General features: G+C 63.8%; 24 protein-coding genes. 7 read left to right on the top strand and 17 right to left on the bottom strand.

Going from position 1 to position 26,231, the window contains the following annotated elements:
• Nucleotides 1-4: 4 nt before the first annotated feature.
• The 11 genes from ABDB87_RS18600 to ABDB87_RS18550 form a co-directional block, all read right to left on the bottom strand.
• Nucleotides 5-1,042 (bottom strand): ABC transporter permease, encoded by a 1,038-nt coding sequence (locus tag ABDB87_RS18600; RefSeq protein ID WP_345929881.1) that lies wholly within the window; start codon nucleotides 1,040-1,042, stop codon nucleotides 5-7.
• Between the two features lie 14 nt (nucleotides 1,043-1,056).
• A complete protein-coding gene (locus ABDB87_RS18595) occupies nucleotides 1,057-1,998 on the bottom strand; it encodes an ABC transporter permease (protein ID WP_345929879.1) in 942 nt (313 codons plus the stop codon).
• 24 nt (nucleotides 1,999-2,022) lie between these two features.
• On the bottom strand, nucleotides 2,023-3,798 hold the full coding sequence (locus tag ABDB87_RS18590; RefSeq protein ID WP_345929876.1) for an ABC transporter substrate-binding protein: 1,776 nt from the start codon (nucleotides 3,796-3,798) through the stop codon (nucleotides 2,023-2,025).
• Nucleotides 3,799-3,849: 51 nt separating this feature from the next.
• Nucleotides 3,850-5,877, bottom strand: coding sequence for a M13 family metallopeptidase (locus ABDB87_RS18585; protein WP_345929874.1), 2,028 nt, complete (start codon nucleotides 5,875-5,877; stop codon nucleotides 3,850-3,852).
• A 134-nt stretch (nucleotides 5,878-6,011) separates the two neighbouring features.
• The gene (locus ABDB87_RS18580) at nucleotides 6,012-6,431 is read right to left on the bottom strand and encodes an ExbD/TolR family protein (RefSeq protein ID WP_345929872.1); all 420 of its coding nucleotides are present in this window, start codon (nucleotides 6,429-6,431) and stop codon (nucleotides 6,012-6,014) included.
• Between the two features lie 39 nt (nucleotides 6,432-6,470).
• Entirely contained in the window at nucleotides 6,471-6,905 is a 435-nt protein-coding gene (locus tag ABDB87_RS18575; RefSeq protein ID WP_345929870.1) for an ExbD/TolR family protein, read from the bottom strand.
• Nucleotides 6,906-6,911: 6 nt separating this feature from the next.
• Nucleotides 6,912-7,652, bottom strand: a complete 741-nt coding sequence (locus tag ABDB87_RS18570; RefSeq protein WP_345929868.1) for a MotA/TolQ/ExbB proton channel family protein — start codon at nucleotides 7,650-7,652, stop codon at nucleotides 6,912-6,914.
• A gap of 54 nt (nucleotides 7,653-7,706) precedes the next feature.
• A complete protein-coding gene (locus ABDB87_RS18565; protein WP_345929866.1) occupies nucleotides 7,707-8,366 on the bottom strand; it encodes a hypothetical protein in 660 nt (219 codons plus the stop codon).
• A gap of 132 nt (nucleotides 8,367-8,498) precedes the next feature.
• Entirely contained in the window at nucleotides 8,499-11,063 is a 2,565-nt protein-coding gene (locus tag ABDB87_RS18560) for a TonB-dependent receptor (RefSeq protein ID WP_345929864.1), read from the bottom strand.
• A 133-nt stretch (nucleotides 11,064-11,196) separates the two neighbouring features.
• The gene (locus tag ABDB87_RS18555) at nucleotides 11,197-11,433 is read right to left on the bottom strand and encodes a hypothetical protein (RefSeq protein WP_345929862.1); all 237 of its coding nucleotides are present in this window, start codon (nucleotides 11,431-11,433) and stop codon (nucleotides 11,197-11,199) included.
• Nucleotides 11,434-11,932: 499 nt separating this feature from the next.
• Entirely contained in the window at nucleotides 11,933-12,799 is an 867-nt protein-coding gene (locus ABDB87_RS18550; RefSeq protein ID WP_345929860.1) for a putative RNA methyltransferase, read from the bottom strand.
• Between the two features lie 189 nt (nucleotides 12,800-12,988).
• Between ABDB87_RS18550 and ABDB87_RS18545 the strand changes: the two genes are divergently transcribed.
• From ABDB87_RS18545 to ABDB87_RS18535, 3 genes are all read left to right on the top strand, one after another.
• Complete coding sequence (locus ABDB87_RS18545) at nucleotides 12,989-13,135, top strand: hypothetical protein (RefSeq protein ID WP_345929858.1); 147 nt, start codon at nucleotides 12,989-12,991, stop codon at nucleotides 13,133-13,135.
• Between the two features lie 70 nt (nucleotides 13,136-13,205).
• The gene (locus ABDB87_RS18540) at nucleotides 13,206-13,817 is read left to right on the top strand and encodes a GNAT family N-acetyltransferase (RefSeq protein ID WP_345929856.1); all 612 of its coding nucleotides are present in this window, start codon (nucleotides 13,206-13,208) and stop codon (nucleotides 13,815-13,817) included.
• Nucleotides 13,818-13,915: 98 nt separating this feature from the next.
• Nucleotides 13,916-14,302 carry a nuclear transport factor 2 family protein gene (locus tag ABDB87_RS18535; protein ID WP_345929853.1) on the top strand — a complete coding sequence of 129 codons (387 nt, stop codon included), beginning with the start codon at nucleotides 13,916-13,918 and terminating at the stop codon, nucleotides 14,300-14,302.
• Nucleotides 14,303-14,638: 336 nt separating this feature from the next.
• Here ABDB87_RS18535 and ABDB87_RS18530 read toward each other — a convergent pair whose 3' ends face one another.
• Nucleotides 14,639-16,138, bottom strand: a complete 1,500-nt coding sequence (locus ABDB87_RS18530) for a TPM domain-containing protein (RefSeq protein WP_345929852.1) — start codon at nucleotides 16,136-16,138, stop codon at nucleotides 14,639-14,641.
• A gap of 511 nt (nucleotides 16,139-16,649) precedes the next feature.
• Here ABDB87_RS18530 and ABDB87_RS18525 point away from each other — a divergent pair.
• Nucleotides 16,650-16,988: a nuclear transport factor 2 family protein gene (locus ABDB87_RS18525; protein WP_345929850.1), complete on the top strand. Its 339-nt coding sequence runs from the start codon at nucleotides 16,650-16,652 to the stop codon at nucleotides 16,986-16,988.
• Between the two features lie 7 nt (nucleotides 16,989-16,995).
• Here the strand turns inward: ABDB87_RS18525 and ABDB87_RS18520 are convergent, their stop codons facing one another.
• Complete coding sequence (locus ABDB87_RS18520; protein ID WP_345929848.1) at nucleotides 16,996-18,417, bottom strand: alpha-amylase family glycosyl hydrolase; 1,422 nt, start codon at nucleotides 18,415-18,417, stop codon at nucleotides 16,996-16,998.
• A gap of 653 nt (nucleotides 18,418-19,070) precedes the next feature.
• Between ABDB87_RS18520 and nirB the strand changes: the two genes are divergently transcribed.
• Nucleotides 19,071-21,602 carry a nitrite reductase large subunit NirB gene (gene nirB, locus ABDB87_RS18515; RefSeq protein ID WP_345929846.1) on the top strand — a complete coding sequence of 844 codons (2,532 nt, stop codon included), beginning with the start codon at nucleotides 19,071-19,073 and terminating at the stop codon, nucleotides 21,600-21,602.
• 20 nt (nucleotides 21,603-21,622) lie between these two features.
• Nucleotides 21,623-21,961, top strand: coding sequence for a nitrite reductase small subunit NirD (gene nirD, locus ABDB87_RS18510; RefSeq protein WP_345929844.1), 339 nt, complete (start codon nucleotides 21,623-21,625; stop codon nucleotides 21,959-21,961).
• 106 nt (nucleotides 21,962-22,067) lie between these two features.
• On the opposite strand, the gene ABDB87_RS18505 is transcribed toward nirD, so the two are convergent.
• From ABDB87_RS18505 to ABDB87_RS18490, 4 genes are read right to left on the bottom strand one after another with little or no spacing between them, the layout of a single operon-like run.
• A complete protein-coding gene (locus tag ABDB87_RS18505) occupies nucleotides 22,068-22,592 on the bottom strand; it encodes an NAD(P)H-dependent oxidoreductase (protein WP_345929842.1) in 525 nt (174 codons plus the stop codon).
• A gap of 54 nt (nucleotides 22,593-22,646) precedes the next feature.
• Nucleotides 22,647-22,943 carry a DUF1330 domain-containing protein gene (locus ABDB87_RS18500; protein WP_345929840.1) on the bottom strand — a complete coding sequence of 99 codons (297 nt, stop codon included), beginning with the start codon at nucleotides 22,941-22,943 and terminating at the stop codon, nucleotides 22,647-22,649.
• A 44-nt stretch (nucleotides 22,944-22,987) separates the two neighbouring features.
• Nucleotides 22,988-23,956 (bottom strand): quinone oxidoreductase family protein, encoded by a 969-nt coding sequence (locus tag ABDB87_RS18495; protein WP_345929838.1) that lies wholly within the window; start codon nucleotides 23,954-23,956, stop codon nucleotides 22,988-22,990.
• A gap of 26 nt (nucleotides 23,957-23,982) precedes the next feature.
• Nucleotides 23,983-25,140, bottom strand: coding sequence for an iron-containing alcohol dehydrogenase (locus ABDB87_RS18490; protein WP_345929836.1), 1,158 nt, complete (start codon nucleotides 25,138-25,140; stop codon nucleotides 23,983-23,985).
• Between the two features lie 110 nt (nucleotides 25,141-25,250).
• On the opposite strand from ABDB87_RS18490, the gene ABDB87_RS18485 reads away from it, so the two are divergent.
• The gene (locus ABDB87_RS18485) at nucleotides 25,251-26,204 is read left to right on the top strand and encodes a LysR family transcriptional regulator (RefSeq protein WP_345929834.1); all 954 of its coding nucleotides are present in this window, start codon (nucleotides 25,251-25,253) and stop codon (nucleotides 26,202-26,204) included.
• Nucleotides 26,205-26,231 lie beyond the last annotated feature (27 nt).

The raw sequence follows: 26,231 nt of genomic DNA, 5'->3' as shown, positions 1-26,231 counted from the left end.
AGCCTCACTTCACTTTCGGGTCCAGCGCATCGCGCAGGGCATCGGTCAGCAGGCTTACCGCCGTGACCAGGGTAGACATGAACAGCACCACGGCAAGCAGCTGCCACCAGTAGCCCTGCAGCAGCTCGTTGGGCACCTCGCCGAGGATGGAGCCCCAGCTCACCTGCTTCACGCCCACGCCGAAGCCGAGGAAGGAGAGGATGACCTCGTACTTGATGAGGCCGACCAGCAGCAGCGAGAACTGCACCAGCAGGAGGTGCGAGATGTTGGGCAGGATGTGCACGAACATGCGGCGCAGATGGCTGGCGCCGATCGCGTCAGCCGCCTGCACATACTCACGCGAGCGCTGCTTCATGAATTCGGCGCGCACCAGGCGGAAGGTCGCCGTCCAGCTGGTGAAGGACAGCACCAGCACCAGGGTGGTGAAGCCACGGCCCGACACCGCCGCGAAGGCCAGCAGCAGGAGCATGTCCGGCACCGAGGTGAAGACACTGTAGAACCACATCAGGAAGTCATCGGTACGACGTCCGAAGTAGCCGGCAAAGGCGCCCAGCAAGGTGCCCAGCAACACGGAGAGCAGCGCACCGAAAATGCCGACCAGCATCGAAGTCGCGGTGCCCTGCAACACCTTCTGCATCACGCTGCGGCCGCGCTGATCCGAGCCCAGGATCAGGGAGTCGGTCTTCTCGATTTCCCGGGTCTTGTAACGCGCCGCATTCTTGCGGGCCGCCTCCATCTCCTGATTGATCGGGTCTTCCGCAGCCGCGAGCCGGATGATCGGACCGGTCGAACCGTCGAGTTCGTTTTCCCCGCTCGTCACCGCCACCTTTTCATGCGCGACCCACAGCGGTGAGGTATTCGGCTCACTGATCTCGGCATTCCAGTTGCCGGCCAGCAGGCCGGTCCAGACCAGCGCGGCGACCAGCGCGAACACGCCGACGATCCACAGGCTGACGTAGCCGACACGATCCCGCTTCAAACGCTGCCAGCCGAGTGACCAGAGCGAACGGGGCGGCGCTGCGGCCGGAGAATTCTGTTGCATGCTGATGTTTGCGCTCATTTCAGCTCCACGCGAGGATCGATCCACTTGTAGAGGACGTCTGCCAGAAGGTTGAAGACCATCGTGGAGATGGCAATCGTGATGGTGATGGCCTTGATGACCGGGAAATCGCTCTTGTCGACGGCCAGCAGCAGTTCGTTGCCCATGCCGGGAATGCCGAAGAAGCGCTCGAGCAGCATCGAGCCCAGCACCAGGAAGGGCAGCGAACTCGTCACCGCCGTCACCACCGGAATCAGTGCATTGCGCAGCACATGCTTGAAGAGCATCACGCGCTCGGACAGGCCTTTGGCGCGTGCGGTGCGCACATAGTCCTGATTGAGCTCTTCCACCACGAAGCTGCGGTAGAAGCGCACCGAGGGCGCGAGCGACACCGCGAGCCCCAGCAGCAGGGGTAGCGGAATGTAGAAAAGCCAGGCACCGAGAATGCTGTCGTCATCCCAGCCCTGCACCGGAAACCAGCCCGCCTTGTAGGCCAGCACATACTGGCCGACGATGATGTAGACCAGCGAGCTGATCGACATCGCGACCGTACAGGCGATGGTCACCGCACGGTCGACAAGCTTGCCGCGGTAATAGGCCACCAGGATCGCGATCGGCAGCGCGGTCAGCAGTTCCACGACCAGCAGCGAACCGGTGAGCATCAGCGAGGGGCCGACGCGGGCTGCGAGGATGCCGCCTACCGGCTGCTGGGTGGACCAGGACGGGCCGAAGTCGAAATGCAGCACCTGCTGCACGAAGAGCAGGAACTGCTCGGGCATGCTCTTGTCCAGCCCCAGATGGGTACGGATGTTGGCAAGGGTTTCGGGCGACAGGCGTTTCCCGGCCAGGATGTAGCTCGGGTCGCCCCCCACCCAGTTGAAGACGATGAAGACCAGCAGCATGACGCCCAGCAGCGTGGGCACCATCTGCCAGAGTCGTCGGAGAATGTAGGCAAGCATGTTGTTATTCCCGTGAGGCAGCGCTTACTTCTGGAGGTCCAGATAGCGCCACGTGGTGATCAGGATCGGGTGCTGCTTGTAGCCGCGCACGTAGGGATTGCTCAGGTAGTTGCCGACGCGCACGTCACCGAAGATCCAGGGCGAGAGCCCTACCACGATCCGGTTCATGCGGTCATAGATCGCATTGCGCTCGGGGCCGTCGGGCAGCAGCAGGGATTTGCGGAACAGCTCGTCATACTCGTCATTCTTGAAGAAGGTATGGTTGGTCTGGCCGGAGTTCGGGCCATAGAGCAGTTGCAGGAAGTTGTCGGCTCCGGGGTAGTCGGCCGTCCAGGCGCTGCCCCACAGCTGCAGCTTGCCTTCGGTACTGGCCTTGTAGAGTTCGTTCCACTTCGCCACCTTGAAGCGCAGGCGGATCCGGATCTTGTCGAAGGCTTCCTGCCAGGCCTCGTTCCACTGGCGATCCACTGCGGTGGGGCTGGTGGCCATCTCGATTTCGAGCGGGCTGCCATCCGGCTGGGTGCGGAAGCCATCGGCGCCGATGCGATACCCAGCCTCATCCAGCAACGCATTCGCCATGGCGGGGTCATACTCCCAGGCACCGTGGAAGTTGGGGTCATTGCCGGGAAAGTTGCGCGGAATCACGTTCTGCATCGGCACCGCCTGCCCCTTGCGCAAGTCGCGGATGGCGCGCATGCGATCGAGGGACATGCCGATCGCGCGGCGCAGCGCGATGCGATCCTTCGTATAGCCGCCGACCACCGGGTCGGTCATGCCGAAGTAGTAGTACGTGATCTCGGGCATCAGTTCCTGCTGCAGGCGGATGCCCTTCTTCTCCCACTCGGCCATCAGCTTCGAGCGGCCCGGGTGTGCGGGATCGGGCCGCAGCACACGGCTCACTGCCGAGAAGGGAACGGACGTCAGATCAAGCTGCTGGTTGACGAAGCTGAGCCAGCGCGGCTGCTCCTCTTCCATGATGCTGACTTCGATACGCCCCACCAGCGGCAAGGCCTTGCCCTTCAGATAGCTCGCGATCTCGGCATCCACGCCCTGCCCGCTGCCATCGCTGGTCAGTTCGAAATGGCGAAAATTCGGGTTGGCCTCCAGCACGATCTTGTTGCCGGGCTTCCATTCCTTGAGCATGTAGGGGCCGGTGCCGACCGGATGCGCCATGGTGTTCTCGGCATAGGCCTCCATCACCTCGCGCGCCACCATCGCGATATGGATCTGGCCGAGGATGTAGATGAAGCTGCTGTTGGGTGCCGTGATGCGGACCTGAGCGGTATAGCGGTCCAGCGCGCGCACGCCGGGAAGTACCTTGTCATAGTCGAAAGGCTTGCCGCCCAGCGATTTGGCGTAATCGTGCAAACCCTCGATGTTGTCCGTCACCAGATAGGCGGACGGCGAATTCACCTTCGGATCGGCCAGACGCTTCATGCTGTAGACCACGTCATCAGCGGTCAGCTCGCGCTTCTTGCCCTTGAAAACCGGGTCGTCCGAAAAGTAGATGCCCTTGCGCAGATGGAAGGTGTAGACCTTGCCATCGGCCGAAATCTCGGGCATCGCTTCAATCACGTTCGGTACCAGCTTCAGCGGCCGGGCGAGGTAATCGTAGGTCACCAGCGTGTCAAAGATGTTCTCGCTGATACCACTCGAATAAAGGTCGGTGGTCTTGGCCGGGTCGAAGCCGTTTTCCGGCGCGACGTAGGCCACATGCAGCACCTTGTTCATGTCGGCCGCCTGCAAGGATCCTGCGGCAGACACGAGCAGTGCGACGAGCAACAGGCTCTTCTTGATCATGATTTTTTCATAGTCCTTGAATCGGGCCGCCCGGGAGCGGCCCGGAATGCCTTACCAGATCCGAACCCGTTCTTCGGGCTTGCGGAACATGCCGTCACCGGGTTTCACACCGAAGGTCTCATGGAAAGCCTCGTTGTTGGCGGTGGCGCCGATCACGCGGAATTCAGGCGGGGAATGCGGGTCGGAAACGATCCTCGCCAGCAGCGCTTCGGGCCGGATCTTGCTGCGCCAGACCTGCGCGAAACCGGTGAAGAAACGCTGCGGGCCCGACATGCCGTCGATCACCGGCGCAGGCTGGCCGCCCAGCGACAGTGAATAGGCCTTGTAGGCGATGGCCAGGCCGGCGATGTCGGCGATGTTTTCGCCCAGCGTGAGTTCGCCGTTGACGAACTTGCCCGGCAAGGCTTCATAGCCGTTGTACTGCTCGACCACCCGGTGGGTCAGTGCCTTGAAGCGGGTCTTGTCGGCTTCGCTCATCCACGGATTGAGCATGCCGTCAGCATCATACTGGCTCCCCCAGTCATCGAATCCATGACTGATCTCGTGCCCGATCACCGCACCGATGCCACCGTAATTGACCGCGTCGTCTGCCGCCATATCGAAGAAAGGCGGCTGCAGGATGGCGGCCGGAAACACGATCTCGTTGAAGACCGGGTTGTAGTAGGCATTCACGATCTGGGGTGCCATGCCCCAGCGGGTGCGATCGACCGGATCGTTGATCTCGGAGAGCTCACGCGTGAATTCCAGCTGCTCGGCCTTGCGGATATTGCCGACCAGATCATGCTCGTCGAGTACGAGACCCGGGTAGCCGCGCCACTTCTCCGGATAGCCGATCTTGACCATCAGCTTGTCGAGCTTGGCATGCGCTCCCTTGCGGGATTGATCGCTCTCCATCCAGTCCAGCGTATCGATGTCGGCGGCATACGCGCTCAGCAGGTTCTTCACCAGCGCCTGCATGCGCGCCTTGTGCTCGGGCGGGAAGTGCTTCTCTACATAGAGCTTGCCCATCGCTTCACCCAGCGTCTCGTTGATGAGGCGCAGGCCACGCTTCCAGCGCGGCCGGTTCTGCGTGGAGCCGGACAGTGCGGTGCCGTGGAAGGCGAAATGCCGGGCGACGCTGGCTTCGTCCAGATACGGCGCGTAGGCATCCAGCAAGCGGATGCGCAGGTAATCCTGCCAGGTGCCGACCGGCGTCTTGCGGATCAGGGCGCCCAGTGCCGTCACATAGCTCGGCTGGCTGACGTCCAGCGTCGCGATGCCGCCAGCGCCCGCCGCCTCCAGGAAAGGCTTCCAGTCAAAGCCGCGCACCTTCGTGGACAGCGCGCCGCGCTGGAACTTGTTGTAGCCCGCGATGGGGTCGCGCAGCTTGACCTTGTCCCACTGGATGCGGGCGATCCCGGTTTCCAGCGCCATCACTTCGGCGGCGCGTTGCGCGGGGCGATCGAGTTTCAGCGCGGTGAAAGAGGCGGTCAGGTAATCCACATAGGCCTTGCGAGCCTGCACGAAGCGAGGATCCTGCTCGAGGTAGTAGTCCCGATCCGGCATCGCCAGACCGTCCTGCGACACAGTGGCGAGATAGCGCGCCGGCGCTTTCTGATCGAGATCGACATGGAAGGCGAGCGGCAGCGAAACGCGGCGGTTCTCGCCCTGCCAGCGGCCCAGCAGGCGCATCAGGGCGGGCTTGCCGTCGAGCCGCGCGATCTCGTCAAGCTGGCGGCTGATCGGCTGGATGCCGAGCTGCCCGGCCTGATCGGTATTCATGTAGCTGCGGTACATCGCACGCACCAGCGCTGCTTCCCCGGTGGCGTCGGCGCCGAGCGCCTCGGCGATCACGCGGCAGCGTTCCTGGGTCAGGTCGAACACGGTCAGGAAAGCGCCAATGTTCGATTCGTCCGCCGGAATTTCAGTGCGCTTGACCCAGCCGCCATTGACGGCCTGGAAGAGGTTGTCCTGCGCGCGGACCGCGGGGTCCGCATTGCCCGCTTCGATGCCCGAGCTCAGCGGCGCCGCGCACACGCCCGCAGCGCCAAAACAGGCGACCAGCGCAAGCCCGGCGAATGGTTTTGATATGAGTTTCATGAGACTCCCGATCCTTTATGCAGCCCGGATGGACGCACATGCAGCGCAGCAGGAAGCGACCGGTGAAGGCCGTTCCTGCCGCGGCATGGTGAACATTGAAGGAGCGGCCGGAGAATGGCCAGCTCCCGGGCGGATTACTGGACGAACTGCTCCGAACCCACGATGCCCAGCTTGGTCAGGCCGAGGCGCTGGGAATTGGCCAGCACCTTGGCGACCGGCGCATAGGTCGCGTCCTTGTTCGGACGGATGTGCAGCTCGGGTTGCGGGGTTTGCGCCGCAGCGGTCGTCAGCCGCGCCTCGAGATCCTCGGCGCTTGCCACCGGCTCGCCATTCCACAGGATCTGATCCTGCGGCGTGACATCGATCTGCACGATCACCGGCTTGACCGGATTCTCGTTGGGCGTGTTGACGGGCATGTCCAGCTTCACTGCGTGAGTCTGGATCGGGATGGTGATGATCAGCATGATCAGCAGAACGAGCATCACGTCGATGAGCGGCGTGGTGTTCATTTCCACCATCATGTCGTCGTCACCGGAACCTACCTGCATGGCCATTTGTGGACTCCTTTCCTGTGTCTGTATTCGCGCCCGGCTTTACTGGCGGGGCGGCGGCTCGGTAATGAAAGCGATCTTCACGATGCCTGCCTGCTGCACCGCGAGCACGACCCGACCGATCGGGCTGTACTTCGCTTCCGCATCACCGCGGATATGCACTTCGGGTTGAGGATCCAGCTTGGCCACCTTCACCAGGCGGGCCACCAGATCTTCCTGGCTGGCCACCCGGGCGGTGTTCCAGTAGATGTTGTTGTCCTGGCCGATGCCGATCACGACGTTTTCCGGCTTGGTCTGCGTCGGGATGTTGCTTTCTTTCGGCAGCGTCATCTTGACGGTCTGGGTCACGACCGGAACGGTGATCAGGAAGATGATCAGGAGCACCAGCATCACGTCGACCAGCGGCGTCGTATTGATGGCGGAAAGCACCTGATCCTCATCAGACGGCCTGCGGCCGTGCCTCTGGAATCGCGACATGGCGGATTACCGTGCGGAGTTCAGCAGACCGGCGTGCAGGCGACCCGCCACGACGCGGACCATGTCCAGCACCAGCTTGTTGCGGCGGACCAGCCAGTTGTAACCGAGCACGGCCGGCACGGCGACGGCCAGACCGATGGCGGTCATGATCAGCGCTTCACCCACCGGGCCGGCGACCTTGTCGATCGAAGCCTGGCCGGACATGCCGATCGCGGTCAGCGCGTGGTAGATCCCCCACACGGTACCGAAGAGGCCGATGAAGGGCGCGGTGGAGCCCACCGTCGCGAGCACCGAGAGGCCGCCCTGCATGTGGTGGTTGGCGGAGTCGAGCGCATCGGTGATGGCCATCGACACCCAGGTATTCAGATCCACGCGGGCAGCCAGTTCCGACTTGTGCTCGCCAGCCGCAGTGATGCCGGCCTGGGCAATCGCGCTGAACATGCCTTCGTCAGGCAGCGCCTGGGCCTTTTCCTGCAGATCGGCGCCCTGCAGCGCGAGCAGTGCGCGCCCCTGCTTGAGCAGGCGGCGCTGTTCGAGCAGCTTGACGATGCCGACATACCAGGTCGAGGCAGACATCAGCAGCAGGATCACCAGCGTGCCGCGAGCGACGGCGTCGCCCTGGGCCCACAGGGCATCAATGCCATACGGGTTGTGGGTCACGACAGTGTCCTGGGCCAGTGCGGGCAGGGCAACGGCGGCAGCCAGGGCCAGCGCCAGGCGGGAAGCGATCTTGAAAGAGGTGTTCATGAAAGTGTTCTCCTGAAATGGTCGAATCTTTGAAGCGGGCACAACCGGCAGAGCTCAGTTGTCGCCCAGCGAAAATGAAAATTCCTGCGCCATCAACGCGCCGGCCTTGCAGTCATAGCTTTGCAGCGCGCGTGAAATCGAACTCCGGAACGCGTTCTGGTAGCGGCCGGGAATACGCTCGAAGCTGATCTGCTGAATGCTCTCGAACTTGCCGTTCGCACCGATGCTGAATACCACCTTGACCAGCCCCTGCACTTCGTCTTCCTGTGCCTTGGACGGGTATTCGGGTGATGCGAGGCGGCTGCAATTCGCCTTGGCCGAGACCGGACCTGCCGGTGCAGCGGGCTCGGGCGGCGGCGCGGGCTTGACCGGTGGCGGCGGCGTCGGATCCGACGTCGTGGCTGCGATCGCGTTCTGGGGAGCCGCGGTCACCGGCGGCGGATTCACCACCGGCGGCACATAGGCCTTCGGCTGAGGCGTCGGCTCCTGCTTGACGACCTTCTCGACCTTGGGAGGCGGCGGAGGCGGTGGGGGTGGAGGCGGCTCGCTGATCACCGCCACTTCGACCTTCTGCTGGATCACCTTGACCACATCCTGCGCCAGCCCGGAGACCAGGCCATAGATCAGCAGGACGTGAAAGATGATGACACCGGCAAGACCTGCTGCCCGGCTGTTGAAGCCCGGCTTGTTTCTTGTGTAATTCAACGTAGTCATGTACTCAACCTTCCAGGCTTGCCCCTGACGGGACAACCGTTTCGCGCATGCGAGGGATTCGGGCGCGAGCCCGGGCAAACGCGAGAAACCGGACCTGACCGGCAATGAAACCGGTCAGGCCCAGCGACGGACTTACATCTTGTAGGACAGGTTCAGGAACAGGACACGGCCCACGACATCCGCATAACGGGGGTCGTAACCGGTCTGGAACTGATTGTTCTGGTTCGAGTAAGGCGGCTTGCGGTTGAAGATGTTCTTGGCGCCGAAGGTGACGTCCAGCGTCTTGTTCCAGTTGTAGCTGAGTGAGCCGTTCCACAGCAGCTGGCTGGCAACATGATGGTTGGAGTCGTCGTCGTTGGTGTACATGTCGTTGTAGCTCGACTTGTAGGTCGTGCCGATGACTGCACCCCAGGCGTCCTTCTTCCAGTTCAGGTCGACGTTGGTCTTCCAGCGGAAGATCACATAGTCGTCGCCGTAGCGGCCGACGTTGTGGGTCCACTCGCCGTCCTTCTCGTTCTGGTAGTCATACTTCTTCATGTAAGTGGAATTCACGTCCACCGAGAAGTTGCCCACCGCGGTACGAGGCAGACGCCAGGTTGCACCCAGGTCTACACCGGAAGCACGCATCTTGCCGAGGTTCTCGGAGAGCGCGGTGATGTAGTCCAGCGAGCCGTTGGACTTGGTGACGAAGCGGCTGCGGTACTTGACCGGGTCACCCATGATGACGGACTCATCCAGCGTACCGATGCGGTCCTTGATCGCGGTGGTCCACAGGTCGGCACTCAGGGTCACAGCCTTCACGGGCTCGACCACCATACCGATCGAGGTCGACCAGGTTTTCTCCGGCTTCAGCTTGGTGTTGCCACCCTGCTGGATGTCACGCTGGTCAGCCACGCAAGCACCGGCGCTTGCACCGGCGACCGGGTTCTTGCCGTCCGGACACAACAACGGGTCAGAGTACTTCGTGCCGGTGTTGGTCTTCGAGGCCGGCATATACATGTCATACAGGCTCGGTGCGCGGAAGCCCGTGCTGGCAGAGCCGCGGAACATGACTTGCTCGACCGGCGTGAACTTGAAGGCGGCCTTCGGATTGATGGTGTCGCCAAAATCGCTGTAGTGGTCATAGCGGACGGCGGTCTGCACTTCCAGGCTCTTCAGCACCGGCAGGATGGCCTCGCCATAGAAGGCGTAGACGTTACGGCTGCCAGCGGTGGGCTTGGAGTCTTCCGAACCCGAGCTCATCGCCTGAGTCGCCAGCGAGGTATTGACCTTGGCATCGAGCTGCTCGCGACGGGCTTCGGTACCGAAACCCACAGCTGCAGCGCCACCGGGCAGATCGAAGAGCTCACGGCTCATCTTGTAGTCTGCCGTGGTGAGCTTCATCGTCGACTTCTTGAGCACACCGGAGAGCGCGAGGCTGTTCCACAGCGAGGCAGAGTTGGAGGCAAAAGGATTCAGGGTGCCGTTGTCGATCGCAGCCTGCATCTTGTCGGTGCTGATCCAGCCCGACTTCATCGTTTCCTTCAGCTTGGCTTCCGAGTAGCCGAGGCCGCCTCTGTAATCCCAGCCTGCCAGCTGACCTTCGAAGTTGCTCTGCAGGCGATCCAGGGAGGTATTGAACTCGTTGACACGGTTACCTGCTTCGACCGTGCGGCCGTAAAGCGCCAGGTCACCGGTGTTCGTCGTGCCATCCGGATTGGTCTTGGGATAGTAAGGGCTGGACGGGCCGATCGAAACGGCACCCGCGGTCGGAGTCGGAGCCACCGAGCTGGTGGTCTTGGTTTCGGCGTGCAGGAACTGCAGCGAAGCCTCATGTTCGCCAAAGCGCTTGGTCGCCTTGGCGCTGGCATTCATGCGCTCGGTTTCCGGCAGGATGCCGATGAAATTGCTGGTGTTCTGCAGGCAGTACTTGCCCGAAGCCTCGGTACCCGTTCCGCACTTCGGATAGGTACCACTCCAGCGAACGCCCTGGCTGCTCAGATAGTTTGCCGGGAAGGCATTCGAGCTAAACGAGGGATTGCGATCGATTGCGACATCCGCACGATCCTTGGCCCACAGGGCTTCGGTCTTGGAAACCGCCAGGGTGCCCATGACGTTCCAGCCGTCATCATTCAGGTCACCATAACCGCCGGCAACAGCCAGACGGCGCTCGGTACCGCCGCCGCTCTGGGTCGGGCTGGAGTAGCCGAGATTGACCGTGGCACCCTGATAGGACTTCTTGGTGATGAAGTTGATCACGCCACCGATTGCATCGGTGCCGTAAATGGCCGCAGCGCCTTCCTTCAGCACTTCGACGCGCTCGATGGCCTCAAGCGGAATGGCATTGAGGTCAACGGCATAACCGCTCTGCCCTGCCGGCTGGTTGGCGGCACGACGGCCGTCGATCAGCACCAGGGTGTATTGACTGCCGAGACCACGAAGGTTGGCGAAGGCTGCGCCGCCCTGGTCGGAACCGACCGTTCTGGCAGCAACAATGTCCGACTGGTTCGAGGCCAGGGTATTGACGACGTCCTGTGTCGTCGTCAGACCCTGTTTGGTGAACTCTTCCGTGTTATGCACCTCGATTTGCGTGGCCTGCTTGGCCGCTGCGCGCTTGATGTTGGAGCCTACGACCTCGACCCGCTCCAGCTTGGCTGGATCGTCTTCGGCCCGGGCAACCACCACCTGGGAAACGCAACAGGCAGCTGCAACCGCCATCGCAATGCGTCGTTTCGAATAATTCGTCATATCTGACTGTTCTCCCACTACATGAATGATCAGCGGCGGGTGGCCGCCCCCCGGGACGGCACCGGTAAGCGCCGCACCAGCCATTGCACAAAGTGAAGGGACGTCAGGAAGGCACTGTCAGCCCGTCCGCGCCACCCCCATCAGCCTCCCGAAAGGGCAGGCCACTTTGGCGTGCTTCGCTACAGCAACCGGCGTGCCAACTTTTCAAGGCGATGACACATTCTTTAACCATCTGTTTTGTTTCGTAAAAATTCGTCAAAGCCAAATTGGTTAGTTTTTTTTCATGACGATTTGCACCGTTTTGAACAGCAAAACAACAAACTGCACCGTATTGATGCACGCAAACGATTGCGTACAAAGATTGCACCCCGAAGCGGGGCGTGGGCAGCAGAAACGACCGGAACGGGGTCAAAATACAGGTAATTACCTCAGGGTAATCCCTTGTCAAAAAAGCTCAGGAAGCGCGCGAAAAAACACCGGCAAGCCCGAAAACCGGAGGTTCCTCAGGGGCGCCCTTCTCGGCCCCCTTGCGCGCGGGGCCGGTTTCCGTTCTCGCGGGACGGGCATGCAGCAAGCCCTGGCGATATCTGGCAGTCCGACGCGCGCCAGGAATCCAGGATGTGGCGTGGCGCCTGCCCGCCGCCCCTTCGCACGGAGTCGCCCTGCGCGGCCTGGCCGGCAGCGGCACGCGGCCGGCTGGAGATACCCCCAAAGCGCTTTTGTGGCCTCGATCACCGGGACGCTCGCGCGCTGCGAGGCCTCATTCGCTGGCTTGCCTGCCGGAAAAGGCGCTGCGACGACTGCGTCACCGGGTGAAAAGCCCCGGGACGCCCGACCGCTCAGGCCCCGGCGCTGATGCTGGCGCCGCGCCGGTACCGGGCGAAGCGCACGTCGAGCGTCAGCGTGATGCCGGTGAGTGCAGCCGCGCGTGCCCGGCCCTCGGCCGTCGCGCGATAGAGATGGGGCGTCATGGCGAGCAGATCGGCAATCGCCGCGGCGCCCTCCACCCGGATTTCGCAGCGCAGGCGCTCCGATCCGGCGGCGCTGAAGCCGGCCGGCGCATCCGCAGACTCCGCCTTGGGCGCCTTGAGACTCGGATAGATGATTTCGCGCAGCTCACGCAGATGGTCCGGGCCGCTATCCACCTGCAGCAGCAGGCCACCCGGCTTGAGCACCCGCGCGAACTCGGCATGGACCGGGAAGCCGAACATGCACAGCACGCAATCGAGTGATTGCGGCGGCACCGGCAGCGCGGCGTTGCTGCCGACCACCCAGCTGGCCTGTCTGTCCTGCTTGGCTGCAGCCAGCACGGCCCACTTGGAAATATCCAGCCCCAGCACATCGAGCGTGAGGCCTGAGGCCAGGGCGGCCGCTTCGAGCTGGCGCAGGTAGTAGCCCTCGCCACAGCCCGCGTCCAGGCAGGCCAACGGGTGCTCCGGCTGCGCGGCTTCAAGCACCAGCCGGCTCATCATCGCTGCAATCGGCGTGTAATGGCCGGCACCGAGAAAACGCCGCCGTGCGGCCACCATCTCCTTGCTGTCGCCCGGATCCAGCGAGCGCTTGTTCTGCACCGGCAGCAGATTCACATAGCCCTGGCTGGCCAGGTCGAAGCTGTGTCCTGCAGCGCAACGCAGGCTCATGCCCTGCCTCAGCAGGGGGGCGCCATCCAGCGGACAGCTCAGGGAGGTAAAAGGGCGGATCGGCATGGCGCCGCATGTTCCGCGACAATCCGCCGCCAGGCAAGACAGCACGCGACCTGACGGGCGAATCACGCGGAAAAACAACCATCCCTGAATCCGGATCCGTAACAGTTCGCTCCAGTTTCCGCGATGCATTTCCGCGTCAGGTCGCCGAAGATGAAGACGTCCATCCCCTCCGCCATCAGGAGCCAGACCATGAAGTCCCGTCGTCAAGCCCGTCGTACCATCCGCCGCATCATGCGCGACCTGCGCAGCCATGTTCACGGCTATCTGGCCGGAGACGATCTCCAGACCTTCCGCCAGATGAATCGCGCCGTGCTGCGCGGCCCGCGTCTCGCCTGAAAGACAGTCTCGCGGCCGCGAGTACGGCACTTGCTTTCATCCGGGAACCGCCACCGGACAGGAAAATGCCATGCCTGACGCCGTTTTTTCCGCATATCCGCTTGACACTGGCCGGATGGCGGATCTCGAAGCTGTCTTCCAGGCCAGAGGCTGTGCCGAAGCTCGCCGCTGCTACTGCATGTACTACCGGCTCGCCCATCGCGACTATCAGCCAACGCCGGGCCTGAACCTGTCGGAGAGCAATCGCGCGCGGATGCGGGCTCTGGCCGGCGCTGATCGCGCCCCCGGTCTGATCGGCTATCTCGACGGGCAAGCCGCCTGCTGGATTTCGCTCGGCCCGCGCGAAGATTTCGCACGCCTCGCCACCTCGCCCACGATGCGGCGCGTCGATGACACGCCCGTCTGGTCGATCGTCTGCTTCGTCGTGCCCTCGCAGCACCGCGGCCAGGGCCTGGCGCACCGTCTGCTCCAGGAAGCCATCCGCTTTGCCGCTGCGCAGGGCGCGCGCGTGCTCGAAGCCTATCCGGTCGACCGCGAAGTGCCCGCCAGGGCCGACGCCCCCTGGTTCGGTTCGCTGAGCCAGTTCCTCGCCGCAGGCTTCGAGGAAGTGGCGCGCCACCGGCCGGGCCGGCCCATCGTGCGCCTGAGGCTGCGCGAAGCCGATCATCCGCCCGGCGATTGAATCCGGCGCGCAGCCCGGAAGCCGGTATCTTGCCGGACTCACGCCAGACCCGAACGGCATGACAGCCGGCAAGCAGACCCATGCACGAGGACACGCCAATGACCTATCCGGACCCCATCAGCACCGTTCGCGAATTCTGGCGTCTGATGGCAAGCAACGATTTTCCCAGCGTCGCCGCGGTGCTCGCGCCGGACTTCATCCTCGAATGGCCCCAGTCCCGCGAGCGCGTACGGGGCGCGGAGCGCTTCGTCCGGCTGAATCAGGAGTATCCGGCGCACGGGCCGTGGCAGTTCGAGATCCGCCGTCTGATCGGCTCCGGGGCCAGCGTGGTCAGCGAAGTCGCGATCACTGACGGCGTTCAGTCAGCCACCGCCATTTCCTTCTTCACGATCCGCGAAGGGCGGATCAGCCACCTGCTGGAATACTGGCCCGACCCCTATCCAGCCCCCGCCAACCGGGCCCATCTTGTCGAAGCGATGGATTGAGCCCCGCTTACTCCGGCAGCCACATGCGCGCCGTGCGGGCCGGCAGCGTGAAGCGATAGCTGGCGTCGATGTTGATGGCATTGGCGCGGTCAGTGCGTCACGGTAATTGCGATACCCGTATGATTTCGCCAAGGGATTCACGGTGAGACAGCTCGCGCAGCGCTCGCTGATGCGACCCCTCGGACCTCCATGAGCGCGCCCAGGCGAACGTGTGCGCACAGACCACGACGACGGGTGAAATGGCGCATGGCCGGGCGCAGATGCCACCCGAAGATCCATCCTCTGCGTGCCTGCCGATACGCGCCCCTGAGGAATTCCCCGGGCCTCCATGCACCGCTACCAACTGCTGCTGCTCCCCCCGCCGCCTGAGCTGCCGCCACCCCAGCTGCTGCTTGAAGACGAAGAAGAGGACGAGGAAGACGAAGAGGACGAGCTGCTTTCCTGGATGCGTGCGATGGCATAGCTCTCACGGCGTCGCTTGTTGCAGGCCTTGCATTGGTAGAAGCGCGTGCCGCGCCCGCTGGACGAGGTGGTGGCAGCCTCGACTACTTCGTCTCCCAGCAGCAGGCGCGCCATGGCCTTGCAGTCGGGGCAGCGCGAATACTTGCTGTTGCGCTGCGGATAGGCAATGGAACTGTACTTGCCACAGGCCGGGCACAACCAGACATCGTGATCCACCGAGTGCAGGCTCTCCTCCAGCTGCTGCGTTTTGCCGAGAAAGGCATCCTCTTCTTCCTCGCTCAGACAGCGCATGCCGGGCTGCTTGCAATGCAGGCAGGCACGCGGTGCCCAGCGGTAATGACGGGCCAGTCGATCCAGCGTGAAAAAGTGAACGGCCATGGGCACAGGAAAAATGAAGGCCATGCCCCCCCAGAAAACGCGCTGCGTCTCCAGCAGCTCGGCCAGCGCCACGTACCGGCGTCGCTGGAACATGCGCGCCAGCTCTTGGCGCAAGGCTATGGCCCGCAGCACAGCGGCCAACAGGTAGAAGCCGTAGATGCCGCCCAAAGCCAGCCAGAAGAGCCCCGGCGGGCGCAGGATGTCCAGCAGCAGCAAGAACAGCAGAGGCAGGCCGGTGAATACGGCTGCATGGAGATGCCAGGGCAGCCGCTGCATACACCCGAGGAATCCGCCGCCCCGTTCGGATGTCTCTTCACGCTTGCCTGTCGAGCGGAACATCTGCCAGAAGAGTGTGGCAAAGAGCAGACAGCCCGCGAACACCCAGCGCAACACGCTCCAGGCATCCAGCACCTGAGCAGATGCGCGGCTCGTGGTGCGGGCTCCGCTCGCCTCACTGAAGTTGCCTGCTTGCAGCGGCAACATGCCGCTCCCGCCTGATCGAAGCTGCTGCAGTACCGCCTGCACCCCGGCCAGCATGCCTTCGTCGTAGCGTCCGGCGCGTAGCGCCGGCAACATCAGTTCGCTGGTGATGCGCTTGCATACGGCATCGGGCAGCACGCCTTCGAGTCCGTAGCCGGTATGGATGCGCACCGTTCGCTGCTCGAGCGCCAGCAGGATCAGCGCGCCGTCGTCATGCCCCTTACGCCCGATGCCCCAGCGCTCGAACAGACCCTGGGCAAATCCAAAAACGTCGCCATCAGCCACCGACTGAACGGCCACTACCGCAACCTGGGTACCGGTCTCGGCCTCGAGTTGCTTTAGGAGGCCATCGATCTGGCTGACTGCTGCACCCGACAGCAAGCCATCCGGATTGGCCACATGACTGCCTTGCTGCGCACGCGGATCCGCAAGTTCATCAACGCGGGTAGCGGCCAGTGCTGACAGGCTGAATAACAGGAACAGACAGTGCAGCAGAAGGTGGCGGGCGGACAGCATGGGGAAGGTCAGTGGAAATGGAAGCTGACATTATCCTCATGCGTTGGCCGGCCATGTCGCTGATCGTCGCCAGCCGCAAGCCGCCCGCACCATTGTCGCAATCGGCCTGCCCGCATCAGGTCGGCATCGCTTACGTGCACTTGAGAACGAACCGGGATCCATCAGCGTCACGGCCCGAGAGCACGAGAGCCTGGAGTCAGGTGGCCGCCCGCCCAGCCAGATCCGCAGCCAGGCCAGAGCATTCCAGCCACCTTGCCGCACCCCGTCCCTTTCGCGAATCCGGCCACACCCTGCTTGCTGCGGGATCGGGACAAGCCCGAGTTGCCCGGTCAGGGCTCTTTCCCGCCCTCCTTGTGCTGCTGCAGCGTGACAGGGGCCGGTGCCGCCGGATTCCCGCGGAAACCCGGTGATTCGGTCGAAATCCTTGTCAGCAGGCAGACCAACGCAGGACAACACCTCAGTGTCATACCCGGCTCCCATCAGTACCACCGTCCACGAATTATGGTGCCTGATGGCGAACAATGATTTTTCGAGCGTGGCCGCGGTGCTCGCGCCGGACTTCATCCTCGAGTGGCCCCAGTCACGCGAGCGGGTGCGGGGCGCCGAGCGCTTCGCACGGCTCAATCAGGAGTATCCGGCGCACGGGCCCTGGCAATTCGAGATCCGCCGCCTGATCGGCTCGGAGGCCGGGGTAGTCAGCGAAGTCGCGATCACTGACGGCGTTCAGTCAGCCACCGCAATCTCCTTCTTCACGATCCGCGAAGGGCGGATCAGCCACCTGCTGGAATACTGGCCCGATCCCTATCCGGCGCCCGCCAACCGGGCCCATCTTGTCGAAGCGATGGATTGAGCCCCGCTTACTCCGGCAGCCACATGCGCGCCGTGCGGGCCGGCAGCGTGAAGCGATAGCTGCTGGCGCCGATGTTGATGGCATTGGCGTCGGTCAGTACGTCACGGTAGTTGCGGTACCAGTAGAACTTCTCCGAGGTATTCACGGTGAAGCTGGTCGCACTGCCGCACTTGTTGATGCCGACGATGCCTTCCTTGCCACGCCGGAAGAGCAGTGCGCAATCGCTCGACGCGAGTACCTCATACGGCTGGCCCAGTACTTTCTCATGGAATTTCACGCCGGCCTTGATATGCGAGGCGATGTACTGGCTGACCCAGCGACCACCATCGACACGCCCCTCGTAACCGTCGTCGAAAACCATCGGCACCCCGTCCTTGCGCCCCAGAATGTAGGCATAAGCCAGCTTTTCGTCGGTCGCATCCATGATCTGGTGCCGGAAGACATCGTTGTATGGAATATCGTGTGTCACCACCACGCTCACCGCACGCGCATCGGCCAGCGCCTTGCCAGTGGCATCCGGTTGCGCCAGTGCAGCGAGGCTGCCGCCAGACGCGAAAGCCTTGCGGACGGTCGCCAGCAGCGGGAAGTCATAGGCGCGGAACTGCTGCGGCAACTGACTCAGGTAGGGCGCGAGAAAGAGGTCGTACTCCGCATTGCCGACACCGCCATCGGTGATGATCTCACCAAAGATGAAAGCATCCTTGCGCACGTCATCGGCAAAGAAGTAGCCGATCGCGCCGTTGGGCATGTGCTTGGCCGCATCAATGCGAAAGCCCTTCACGCCAAGTGCCTTGAGAGCACGCAGGTAACTCATGCGACTGTCATTCACGTGGTTTTCTCCCGGCACCGTATCCTTCAGGTCCGGCAGGCCGGGCGAGGTGCTGCAACTGATGCGGCCGCGGATCACTTCGCTGGTGTCATACCAGTTGGTAATGCAGAGCGGATCGTGGAAATCGCTGGCGGTGAAGAGGTTTTTCGTCAGATCGCCGAAGAGCTTCTGATTGTTCCAGTAAGTGGCATTCGATGCGTAGGCCGCCAGTGCGTTCGTACCCGGAAAAGTCGTCGAGTTGTTACGCTCCTCCGCCATCTGGTTAAGCACGACATCGGCATAAACGGCAATGCCGCGTGAAGCGAGTTCCTTCACCATGGCCTCGAACTGCTGCCGGTTGCCTCGGTAGTTGTCGATCACCCGGTAGTCCTGCGGCTGGTAGCGCATCCACCAGGCACCGTTGCTGGCAGCGCTCTTGAGCGGGGGCGCGACCAGCACCGCCTTGAATCCGGAAGACTGGATCGTGGCAGCGCGTACGGTGACGAGGTCATAGCGCCATTCGAAAGCGTGCAGGATCACATCGGCTCGCGCGGCGGGTGCCACGCCGCACAGTCCGGCCAGCAGCACAGCGAGATCCATCATCAGTTTTTTCAGTTTCATGGCTTGTACTCTCTTGAGGGAAACGGGACCGCGGCCCGGGCCTGTCCGGCAGCCGGCCGGAATGGCGTCCATGCCCCTCGGGCGGGGGCTTTCTGTCGCGCTCCGGATTTGAAATTCCACAGCCCGCGACCTCAAGCGCAGGCGGCTCTGAAGGTCCGCCAGGTCTGACCAGAGGCCTTCGTCGTCATTTTTATCAATTCAATCAATTAGATAGATTTGTCGTTTTTTCGTACCAAACAAGCGACCAGGCGCCGCGCCACCTGTCCGCCCGGCCTGAAACGAGCATCCGCGTCCTGACTGCCCGCCCTCGCCTCGCCGCCTTGCGCTGGTGCAGCGTGACCGGATTTGGTGCCCGCCGCACGAGCGCTGGCGGCGGCAGGTTCAGGCAGAAGGCTTGTGCTGCAAGGGTTTCACTCCGATCGGAGCATGCGGCACGCTTCCTGCTTGATTTTCAGCGTATTGCTCCGACGCACAGCCGTGTCGGGCACAAGCCTCCGCCAACGTGGGCGGAATCCGGAATGCAGGGCCGATCCTGCCTCCGGCATTTCCAATCCGTCAGCAAGCATTGTTCTGCGGAGGCTTCAGCAGGTTCCGGCACAGCGCCGGGTCCGGTATCGCCGAGGTCCTTCCGGAACGGGAAGAGTGATACCGAGATGAAGATCCTTGTTGTTGGCCACGGCATGGTGGGCCACAAGTTCCTCGAAGAACTGCACCAGCTCCAGATCCCCGGCGCCGAAGTAAGCGTGCTCTGCGAAGAGCCGCGTCCGGCCTATGATCGCGTCCACCTCTCCGAATTCTTCTCCGGCAAGAGCGCCGAAGACCTTTCGCTGGTCAGCCCCGGCTTCTTCGAAGCAAGCGGCTTCACGCTGCGCCTGGGCACGCGGGTGGCCGGCATCGATCGCCGTGCGAAAACGGTCACGACCCAGCATGGTGAAGTGCTGCCCTATGACAAGCTGGTGATCGCCACCGGCTCCTATCCCTTCGTGCCGCCGGTGGCCGGCAAGGACCGCGAGCAGTGCTTCGTCTATCGCACCATCGAGGATCTGGAAGCGATGAAGGCGGCCGGCGCCATCTCGCGCAGCGGTGTGGTGGTGGGCGGCGGGCTGCTCGGGCTCGAATGTGCCAAGGCGCTGCGTGACCTCGGGCTGGAAACCCATGTGGTGGAGTTCGCGCCGCGGCTGATGACGGTGCAGGTGGATGACGAAGGCGGCCGCATCCTGCGCAACAGGATCGAGGCACTGGGCGTGCAGGTGCACACCAGCCGCAGCACGGTGAAGATCACCGACGGCCTCACCGCGCGGCATCGCATGGTGTTCTCCGACGACACCCACCTCGAGGCCGACATGATCGTGTTCTCGGCCGGCATCCGTCCGCGCGATGAACTCGCCCGCGAAAATGCGCTGCCGGTCGGCGCGCGCGGCGGCTTCGCAATTGATGACCACTGCCGCACCAGCGATCACGACCTGTATGCCATTGGCGAATGTGCCAGCTGGCGCGATCAGCTCTTCGGCCTGGTCGCCCCCGGCTACGACATGGCCCGCATCGCCGCCCGCCATATTGCCGGTGACGCCACCGCCGTCTTCGCCGGCGCCGACATGAGCACCAAGCTCAAGCTGATGGGCGTGGATGTCGCCAGCATCGGCGACGCCCAGGGCAAGACGCCGGGCTGCCGCAGCTTCCGCTATGCCGACGAAGCCAAGCAGATCTACAAGAAGATCGTGACCAGTGCTGACGGCAAGCTGCTGCTGGGCGCCGTGCTGATCGGCAATGCAGACGAATACGGCACGCTGCTGCAGATGGCGCTGAACCGCATCGCGCTGCCGGCCGATCCGGAATTCCTGATCCTGCCTGCGTCCGACGGCAAGGCCAAGCCGGGCCTCGGCGTGGAGGCCCTGCCCGACAGCGCCCAGATCTGTTCCTGCAACAACGTGACCAAGGGCCAGATCTGCGCAGCGGTGGCCGAAGGCGTCACCACCGTTGCCGGCATGAAGGCCTGCAACAAGGCCGGCGGCACCTGCGGCGGCTGCGTACCGCTGGTGACGCAGGTCATGAAGGCCGAAATGAGCCGGCTGGGCATGGAGGTGAACAATCACCTCTGCGAACACTTCCCCTACTCGCGCCAGGAGCTCTATCACCTGATCCGCGTGGGCCAGATCAGGAGCTTCGCCGATCTGCTCGCGAAGCACGGCAAGGGGCTGGGCTGCGACATCTGCAAGCCGACGGCGGCCAGCATCTTCGCCTCCTGCTGGAACGACTTCGTGCTCAAGGGCGAGCTCGCCAGCCTGCAGGATTCCAACGACTACTTCCTCGGCAACATCCAGAAGGATGGCACCTATTCGGTGGTGCCGCGCATGCCGGGCGGCGAAGTGACGCCGGACGGCCTCATCGCGGTGGGCATGGTCGCCAAGAAATACGGTCTCTACACCAAGGTCACCGGTGGCGCGCGGGTCGACATGTTCGGCGCCCGTGTCGAGCAGCTGCCCTTCATCTGGGAAGAGCTGATCGCCGCCGGCTTCGAATCGGGGCACGCCTACGGCAAGGCGCTGCGCACGGTGAAGAGCTGCGTCGGCTCCACCTGGTGCCGCTATGGCGTGGATGACTCGGTCGGCCTCGCGGTGGAGCTGGAGAACCGCTACAAGGGCCTGCGCGCACCGCACAAGATCAAGTTCGGCGTCTCCGGCTGCACGCGGGAGTGCGCCGAAGCACAGGGCAAGGATGTCGGCGTCATTGCTACCGAAAAGGGCTGGAACCTCTATGTCTGCGGCAACGGCGGCATGAAGCCGCGCCATGCCGAGCTGATCGCGTCAGACCTGTCAAAGGACGCGCTGATCAGCCTGATCGACCGCTTCCTGATGTTCTATGTGAAGACGGCAGACCGCCTGCAACGCACCAGCACCTGGCGCGAAAACCTCGAAGGCGGGCTCGATTATCTGAAGGAGGTGCTGATCGCCGATTCGCTGGGCATCGGCGACGAACTCGAAGCACAGATGCAGCATGTGGTCGACACCTACCAGTGCGAGTGGAAGAGCGCGGTCACCGATCCGGAAACCCGCAAGCGCTTCCGCAGCTTCGTGAACGATGCCGGCCATGACGAACGCATCCTGTTCGTGAAGGAGCGCGGTCAGATCCGGCCGGCACGCGCTGACGAGCAGGCAGAAGCCTCCCCCCACCCGGTCACGGCCTGAATACCAGAGGACACGTTTTCATGACAGCAGCAATCCCCGAATGGAGCGCCGTGTGCGCGGTCGATGACATCCTGCCCGGCACCGGCGTAGCTGCCCGCGTGCTGGGGCGCCATGTAGCGGTGTTCCGCATCGGCGCCGAGGAGTTCTTCGCGATCGACAACATTGATCCGAAATCCGGTGCCTCGGTGCTCTCGCGCGGTCTGGTCGGCAATCTCGGCGAGCATCTCGTCGTGGCCTCGCCGATCTACAAGAACCACTTCAATCTGCGAACGGGCACCTGTCTCGAATCCCCCGAGCACTCCGTGATGCCGCATCGCGTGCGGGTCGAAGACGGCAAGGTGTTCGTCGCACTCTCCTGATGCGATCGGGCGGACGGAGACGACAGGCATCGTCGTCGCTGCCCGCCCGCCATCTCAGCCCGGCCCCGTATCCGGATGACATGCGGTGCCGTGTCCGGGCCAGCCCTCAGCCCGCGAGTGCGCCGGTGAAGCGGCCGACGAATCCCTCGAGCTTATCGCCCGCAGCACCCATCGCCTCGTAGAAGGCCAGCGGCTCGGCATAGCGCATGCCCACATACAGCGCACTTGCCTTGAGCGGCGTGAGCACGTCTTCAATCGTGCTCTGGATCAGGCCTTCGGCCGAGTAGGTGAAGGCCGTGGCGCCGGCGGTAACTACCGCGAGCAGCTCGCGCCCCTTGAGCGCCGTGCCGTTTGGGCCGAACGCCCAGCCATAGGTCCAGACCTGGTTCATGTAGGCCTTGAGCATGGGCGTGAGGTTGAACCAGTGGATCGGAAACAGGAACACGATGCGCTCGGCGGCCTCGACCGCTGCCTGCTCGGCGGCGATGTCGAAAGCGGCGGAATCGTTGCCGTAGAGTGCTTCGAGATTGCGCACTTCCACGTCCGCCAGGCTGGCTGCGCTCCGCTGCAGCGCCTTGATGACAACAGACTGGTCAGGATAGGGATGGGAAGCGATGACGAGTGTTTTCATGATGAATGTCCTTGTGTAATCGGGGGAGGGGTTGAGGGCGGCAATCGGGATGGCTCAGGCAATGCCTTCGACGAAATAAGCGTGGCTCTCGGCGGCCGCAAGGCGATGGCCGAGGATGGCCTGGTAGGCCGGGGAGTCGTGCCAGGCGTGGGCGAGTTCGAGGCTGGGGAAACGCAGGATCACGATGCGCCCGAGCGGCGGTGCGCCCTCAATCGATTCGGCAACGCCGCCGGCAACGATGCGTTCGCCGCCGAAGGGCTTGTAGGTAGCGGCCACCTGTTCCTGATAGGGCTTGATGGCGTCAGGATTGTGGATCTTCACGTCGATGACGAAGTAAGCGGGCTGGCTCATGGCCGGAGTTCCTTGTTGTTGGGGGGGAGGGAAGGTGTCGCGGCTCAGGGCACGAGGTAGAGCTTGCCGTGGGTGAGGCGGCTCTCGATGGCGCGGTGGGCGTCTGCCGCTTGCGCCAGCGGATAGGCCGTGGCCTCCGGCATGCGCAGCCAGCCGGCCTGCAGGCCGTCGAAAATGCTTGCCGCACGGCGCTGGAATTCGCCTGGTTCGGTGATGTAGCTGAACACCGAACCGGCCGCGATGCGCGTGCAGGGCACGATCAGCTCGCCCGGGTTGATGGCCGGCGCCGGCCCGGAGGACACGCCAAAGCTCACCGCCATGCCGCCCCGCGCAAGCCCCTTCACCGTGCTGGCAAACGTGGCGGCGCCGATCGAATCGAAGGCAAGATCAACGCCACGCCCCTCGGTGAGCGCCATCAGTTCATCGAGGAAACGGTAGTCGCGGCCGTAATTGATCACCGCATCCGCGCCGGCTGCGCGCGCCACGCCAGCCTTTTCCTCGCTGGAAACGGTGCCCACCACCCAGGCGCCCAGATGCTTGAGCCACTGCACCAGAATCTGCCCGACACCGCCGGCGGCGGCATGCACCAGCACGCGGTCGCCGGTCTGGATGGCGCGGTATTCTTTCGCCAGATATTGCGCCGTCATGGCCTGGAAAATCAGCGCCTGCGGCAGGGCGAGCGCTTCGGGCACCGCCACCAGCAGCTCGGCGCGCAGCACGATCTGGCTGGCGTAAGAGCCGCGCGCATTCATCCACGCCACGCGCTGTCCGGGCTGCAGGGCCACGCCCTCGCCCACCGCGCGCACCCGCCCCACGCCTTCGAGGCCCGGGGTGAAAGGCGCCGGCACGGCATGCACGCCGGCGCCCTTGCGCAGATTGATGTCGAGAAAATTCACGCCGGCCGCTTCCACCTCGACCAGCACCTCGCCCGCGGCGGGCAAAGCCGGATCGGAAAAGGATTCGACAGCCATGTGCTCGGGTCCGCCGAGCGCCTTGACGATGACGCGCTGCATGGCACGCTCCTCTGTCATGAAGGGGTTCAGAGGCTGGCTTCGTACACCTTGCGGGTCAGCGCCGGGGTCACGTCGCCGTGCTCGCCCAGGCTCACCATGCCGTGCGCTTCCACGGCGGCGACCAGCGCATCGACTGCGTCTGCGCTCACGCCATAGGCGGAAAGCCGTGTGGCCACACCCAGGCTTTCGAAGAAGGCACGGGTCCGGGCAATCGCCAGATCGATGCGTTCGTCATCACTGCCGGCAGTGATCTGCCAGACGCGCGCGGCGTACTGCAGCAGCTTTTCGCGCTTGGCTTCGCGACGCAGTTCCAGCATCGAGGGCAGCAGCACGGCGAGGGTCTGGCCGTGGTCCATGCCGTGCAGCGCAGTCAATTCGTGGCCGATGATGTGGGTGGCCCAGTCCTGCGGCACACCGGTGGCGATGAGGCCGTTGAGCGCCATGGTGGCCGCCCACATCAGGTTGGCGCGCGAGTCGTAGTCCGCCGGCTCGTGCACCACCTTCGGCCCGATCTCGATCAGCGTCTGCAGCAAGCCTTCGGCAAAGCGATCCTGCACGCGGGCATCCACCGGATAGGTCAGGTACTGCTCGACCACATGCACGAAGGCATCCACCACGCCGTTGCCGAGCTGGCGCGCCGGCAGGGTGTAGGTTTTCACCGGATCAAGAATCGAGAACTGCGGTGCCACGAAGGGTGAGGCGAAGAAGGCCTTGGTGTGCGTGGCTTTGCGGGTGACGACCGAAGTGTGATTCATCTCCGAGCCGGTGGCCGGCAGGGTCAGCACCACGCCCAGCGGCAAGGCGCTGTGCACCACGCCGCCGAAGCTTTCCAGAATCTGCCAGGGGTCGCCGGCAAAGGGCACGGCCGCGGCCACAAACTTGCTGCCATCGATCACCGAACCACCACCCACGGCAAGCAGAAAGTCGATCTGCTCGGCGCGCACCAGTTCGACCGCTCGCAGCAGGGTTTCAAACGCCGGGTTGGGCTCGATGCCGCCGAACTCGAACACGGTACGCTCTCCCAGCGCAGCGCGCACTTCGGCAAGGGTGCCGGTGCGCTCGGCGCTCTGGCCGCCGTAGAGGATCAGCACGCGGGCGCTGGCGGGCACCAGGTCAGCAAGACGGGCGATCGTGTCCTTGCCGAATACGATGCGGGTGGGGTTCTGGAAATCGAAGTTGAGCATGGCGGAAAGCTCCGGAAGAAATTGCGATGGCTGCATTCTGGACGCGCGCATTGATTACCGTAACGACACATGTGGTTTATGCTTTATCAACTTCAGGTTAAGAGAAGGCCATGGACTCCTCACAACGCGTACGCGCCATCCTCTCCTTCATCCAGGTTGCCGATGCCGGCAGCTTTGCCGGCGGCGCGCGGGCGCTGGGCATTACGCCAGCCGCGGTGAGCAAGAACATCGCCGGGCTGGAAAAGGCACTCGGCGTGCGCCTGATGAACCGCACCACGCGCACCCTGAGCCTCACCGAAGAAGGCAGCGCCTTCCTGCACCAGGCACGCATCGCGCTCGACGCGCTGGATGCCGCCACTGACGCGGCCATCGCTCACCGCGCAGCCCCGGTGGGCAAAGTGCGCATTTCCACCAGCGCGGGCTTTGGCCGCGAGCAGCTCGCCCCCGCCCTGCCCGGTCTGCTGGAAAAGTATCCGGGCCTTGCCGTGGAAGTGGATTTTGACGACCGCGTGATCGACCTGATCCACGACGGCTACGACCTCGCCCTGCGCGGCGGGCGCATTGCCGACTCTTCGCTCGTCTCGCGCCCGGTGTGCCAGTTCCACCTCGTGCTGGCCGCTTCGCCCGCCTATCTCGCGCGCTTTGGCGTGCCGCGCACCCCCGAGGAGCTGAGCGAGCACCGCCTGCTCACCCGGCGCTTTCTCGGCGGCCGCGTGCTGCCCTGGAATTTCCGCGCCGCCGACGGCAGCATCACCACGCTGGACACCGAGCGCGCAGTGATGACCCTCTCCTCGCCGGAAACGCTTGCCGAAGCGGCGCTCGCCGGCGCCGGCATCGCCGAGGTGGGCGTGCATCACGTCTGGAAACACCTGCAGACCGGGCAGCTCAAGCTGCTGCTGCTCGACCGCCACCACCCCGGCAGCTTCGAAATGACCCTGCAATACCCGCACCGCGCCCTGCTCGCGCCGCGGGTGCGGGTCACGGTGGAGCACCTGCTGGCCACCTTCGCCCGCCAGGACGAACTGCACGTTCCCGCCGAGGCGCTGCGCCTGTTCGCAGCGTAGGCCGCTTTGCCAGAGGGCCTGAGCGCG

The organism is Uliginosibacterium paludis (genome assembly GCF_039631355.1).
Lineage (GTDB): Bacteria > Pseudomonadota > Gammaproteobacteria > Burkholderiales > Rhodocyclaceae > Uliginosibacterium > Uliginosibacterium paludis.
Note: the sequence above shows the minus strand (reverse complement) of the source record. Positions and strands in the feature narration are given on the sequence as shown.

Excerpts from the sequence above, each read along its gene's own strand:
- ABDB87_RS18560 (WP_345929864.1), bottom strand. The coding sequence starts at position 11,063 with ATGGCGGTTGCAGCTGCCTGTTGCGTTTCCCAGGTGGTGGTTGCCCGG.
- nirD (WP_345929844.1), top strand. The coding sequence starts at position 21,623 with ATGACAGCAGCAATCCCCGAATGGAGCGCCGTGTGCGCGGTCGATGAC.
- ABDB87_RS18535 (WP_345929853.1), top strand. The coding sequence starts at position 13,916 with ATGACCTATCCGGACCCCATCAGCACCGTTCGCGAATTCTGGCGTCTG.
- ABDB87_RS18570 (WP_345929868.1), bottom strand. The coding sequence starts at position 7,652 with ATGAACACCTCTTTCAAGATCGCTTCCCGCCTGGCGCTGGCCCTGGCT.
- ABDB87_RS18495 (WP_345929838.1), bottom strand. The coding sequence starts at position 23,956 with ATGCAGCGCGTCATCGTCAAGGCGCTCGGCGGACCCGAGCACATGGCT.
- ABDB87_RS18530 (WP_345929852.1), bottom strand. The coding sequence starts at position 16,138 with ATGCTGTCCGCCCGCCACCTTCTGCTGCACTGTCTGTTCCTGTTATTC.
- ABDB87_RS18505 (WP_345929842.1), bottom strand. The coding sequence starts at position 22,592 with ATGAAAACACTCGTCATCGCTTCCCATCCCTATCCTGACCAGTCTGTT.
- ABDB87_RS18595 (WP_345929879.1), bottom strand. The coding sequence starts at position 1,998 with ATGCTTGCCTACATTCTCCGACGACTCTGGCAGATGGTGCCCACGCTG.
- ABDB87_RS18500 (WP_345929840.1), bottom strand. The coding sequence starts at position 22,943 with ATGAGCCAGCCCGCTTACTTCGTCATCGACGTGAAGATCCACAATCCT.
- ABDB87_RS18525 (WP_345929850.1), top strand. The coding sequence starts at position 16,650 with ATGGCGAACAATGATTTTTCGAGCGTGGCCGCGGTGCTCGCGCCGGAC.
- ABDB87_RS18590 (WP_345929876.1), bottom strand. The coding sequence starts at position 3,798 with ATGATCAAGAAGAGCCTGTTGCTCGTCGCACTGCTCGTGTCTGCCGCA.
- ABDB87_RS18585 (WP_345929874.1), bottom strand. The coding sequence starts at position 5,877 with ATGAAACTCATATCAAAACCATTCGCCGGGCTTGCGCTGGTCGCCTGT.
- ABDB87_RS18575 (WP_345929870.1), bottom strand. The coding sequence starts at position 6,905 with ATGTCGCGATTCCAGAGGCACGGCCGCAGGCCGTCTGATGAGGATCAG.
- ABDB87_RS18520 (WP_345929848.1), bottom strand. The coding sequence starts at position 18,417 with ATGAAACTGAAAAAACTGATGATGGATCTCGCTGTGCTGCTGGCCGGA.
- ABDB87_RS18580 (WP_345929872.1), bottom strand. The coding sequence starts at position 6,431 with ATGGCCATGCAGGTAGGTTCCGGTGACGACGACATGATGGTGGAAATG.
- ABDB87_RS18565 (WP_345929866.1), bottom strand. The coding sequence starts at position 8,366 with ATGACTACGTTGAATTACACAAGAAACAAGCCGGGCTTCAACAGCCGG.
- ABDB87_RS18600 (WP_345929881.1), bottom strand. The coding sequence starts at position 1,042 with ATGCAACAGAATTCTCCGGCCGCAGCGCCGCCCCGTTCGCTCTGGTCA.
- nirB (WP_345929846.1), top strand. The coding sequence starts at position 19,071 with ATGAAGATCCTTGTTGTTGGCCACGGCATGGTGGGCCACAAGTTCCTC.
- ABDB87_RS18485 (WP_345929834.1), top strand. The coding sequence starts at position 25,251 with ATGGACTCCTCACAACGCGTACGCGCCATCCTCTCCTTCATCCAGGTT.
- ABDB87_RS18550 (WP_345929860.1), bottom strand. The coding sequence starts at position 12,799 with ATGCCGATCCGCCCTTTTACCTCCCTGAGCTGTCCGCTGGATGGCGCC.
- ABDB87_RS18540 (WP_345929856.1), top strand. The coding sequence starts at position 13,206 with ATGCCTGACGCCGTTTTTTCCGCATATCCGCTTGACACTGGCCGGATG.
- ABDB87_RS18545 (WP_345929858.1), top strand. The coding sequence starts at position 12,989 with ATGAAGTCCCGTCGTCAAGCCCGTCGTACCATCCGCCGCATCATGCGC.
- ABDB87_RS18490 (WP_345929836.1), bottom strand. The coding sequence starts at position 25,140 with ATGCTCAACTTCGATTTCCAGAACCCCACCCGCATCGTATTCGGCAAG.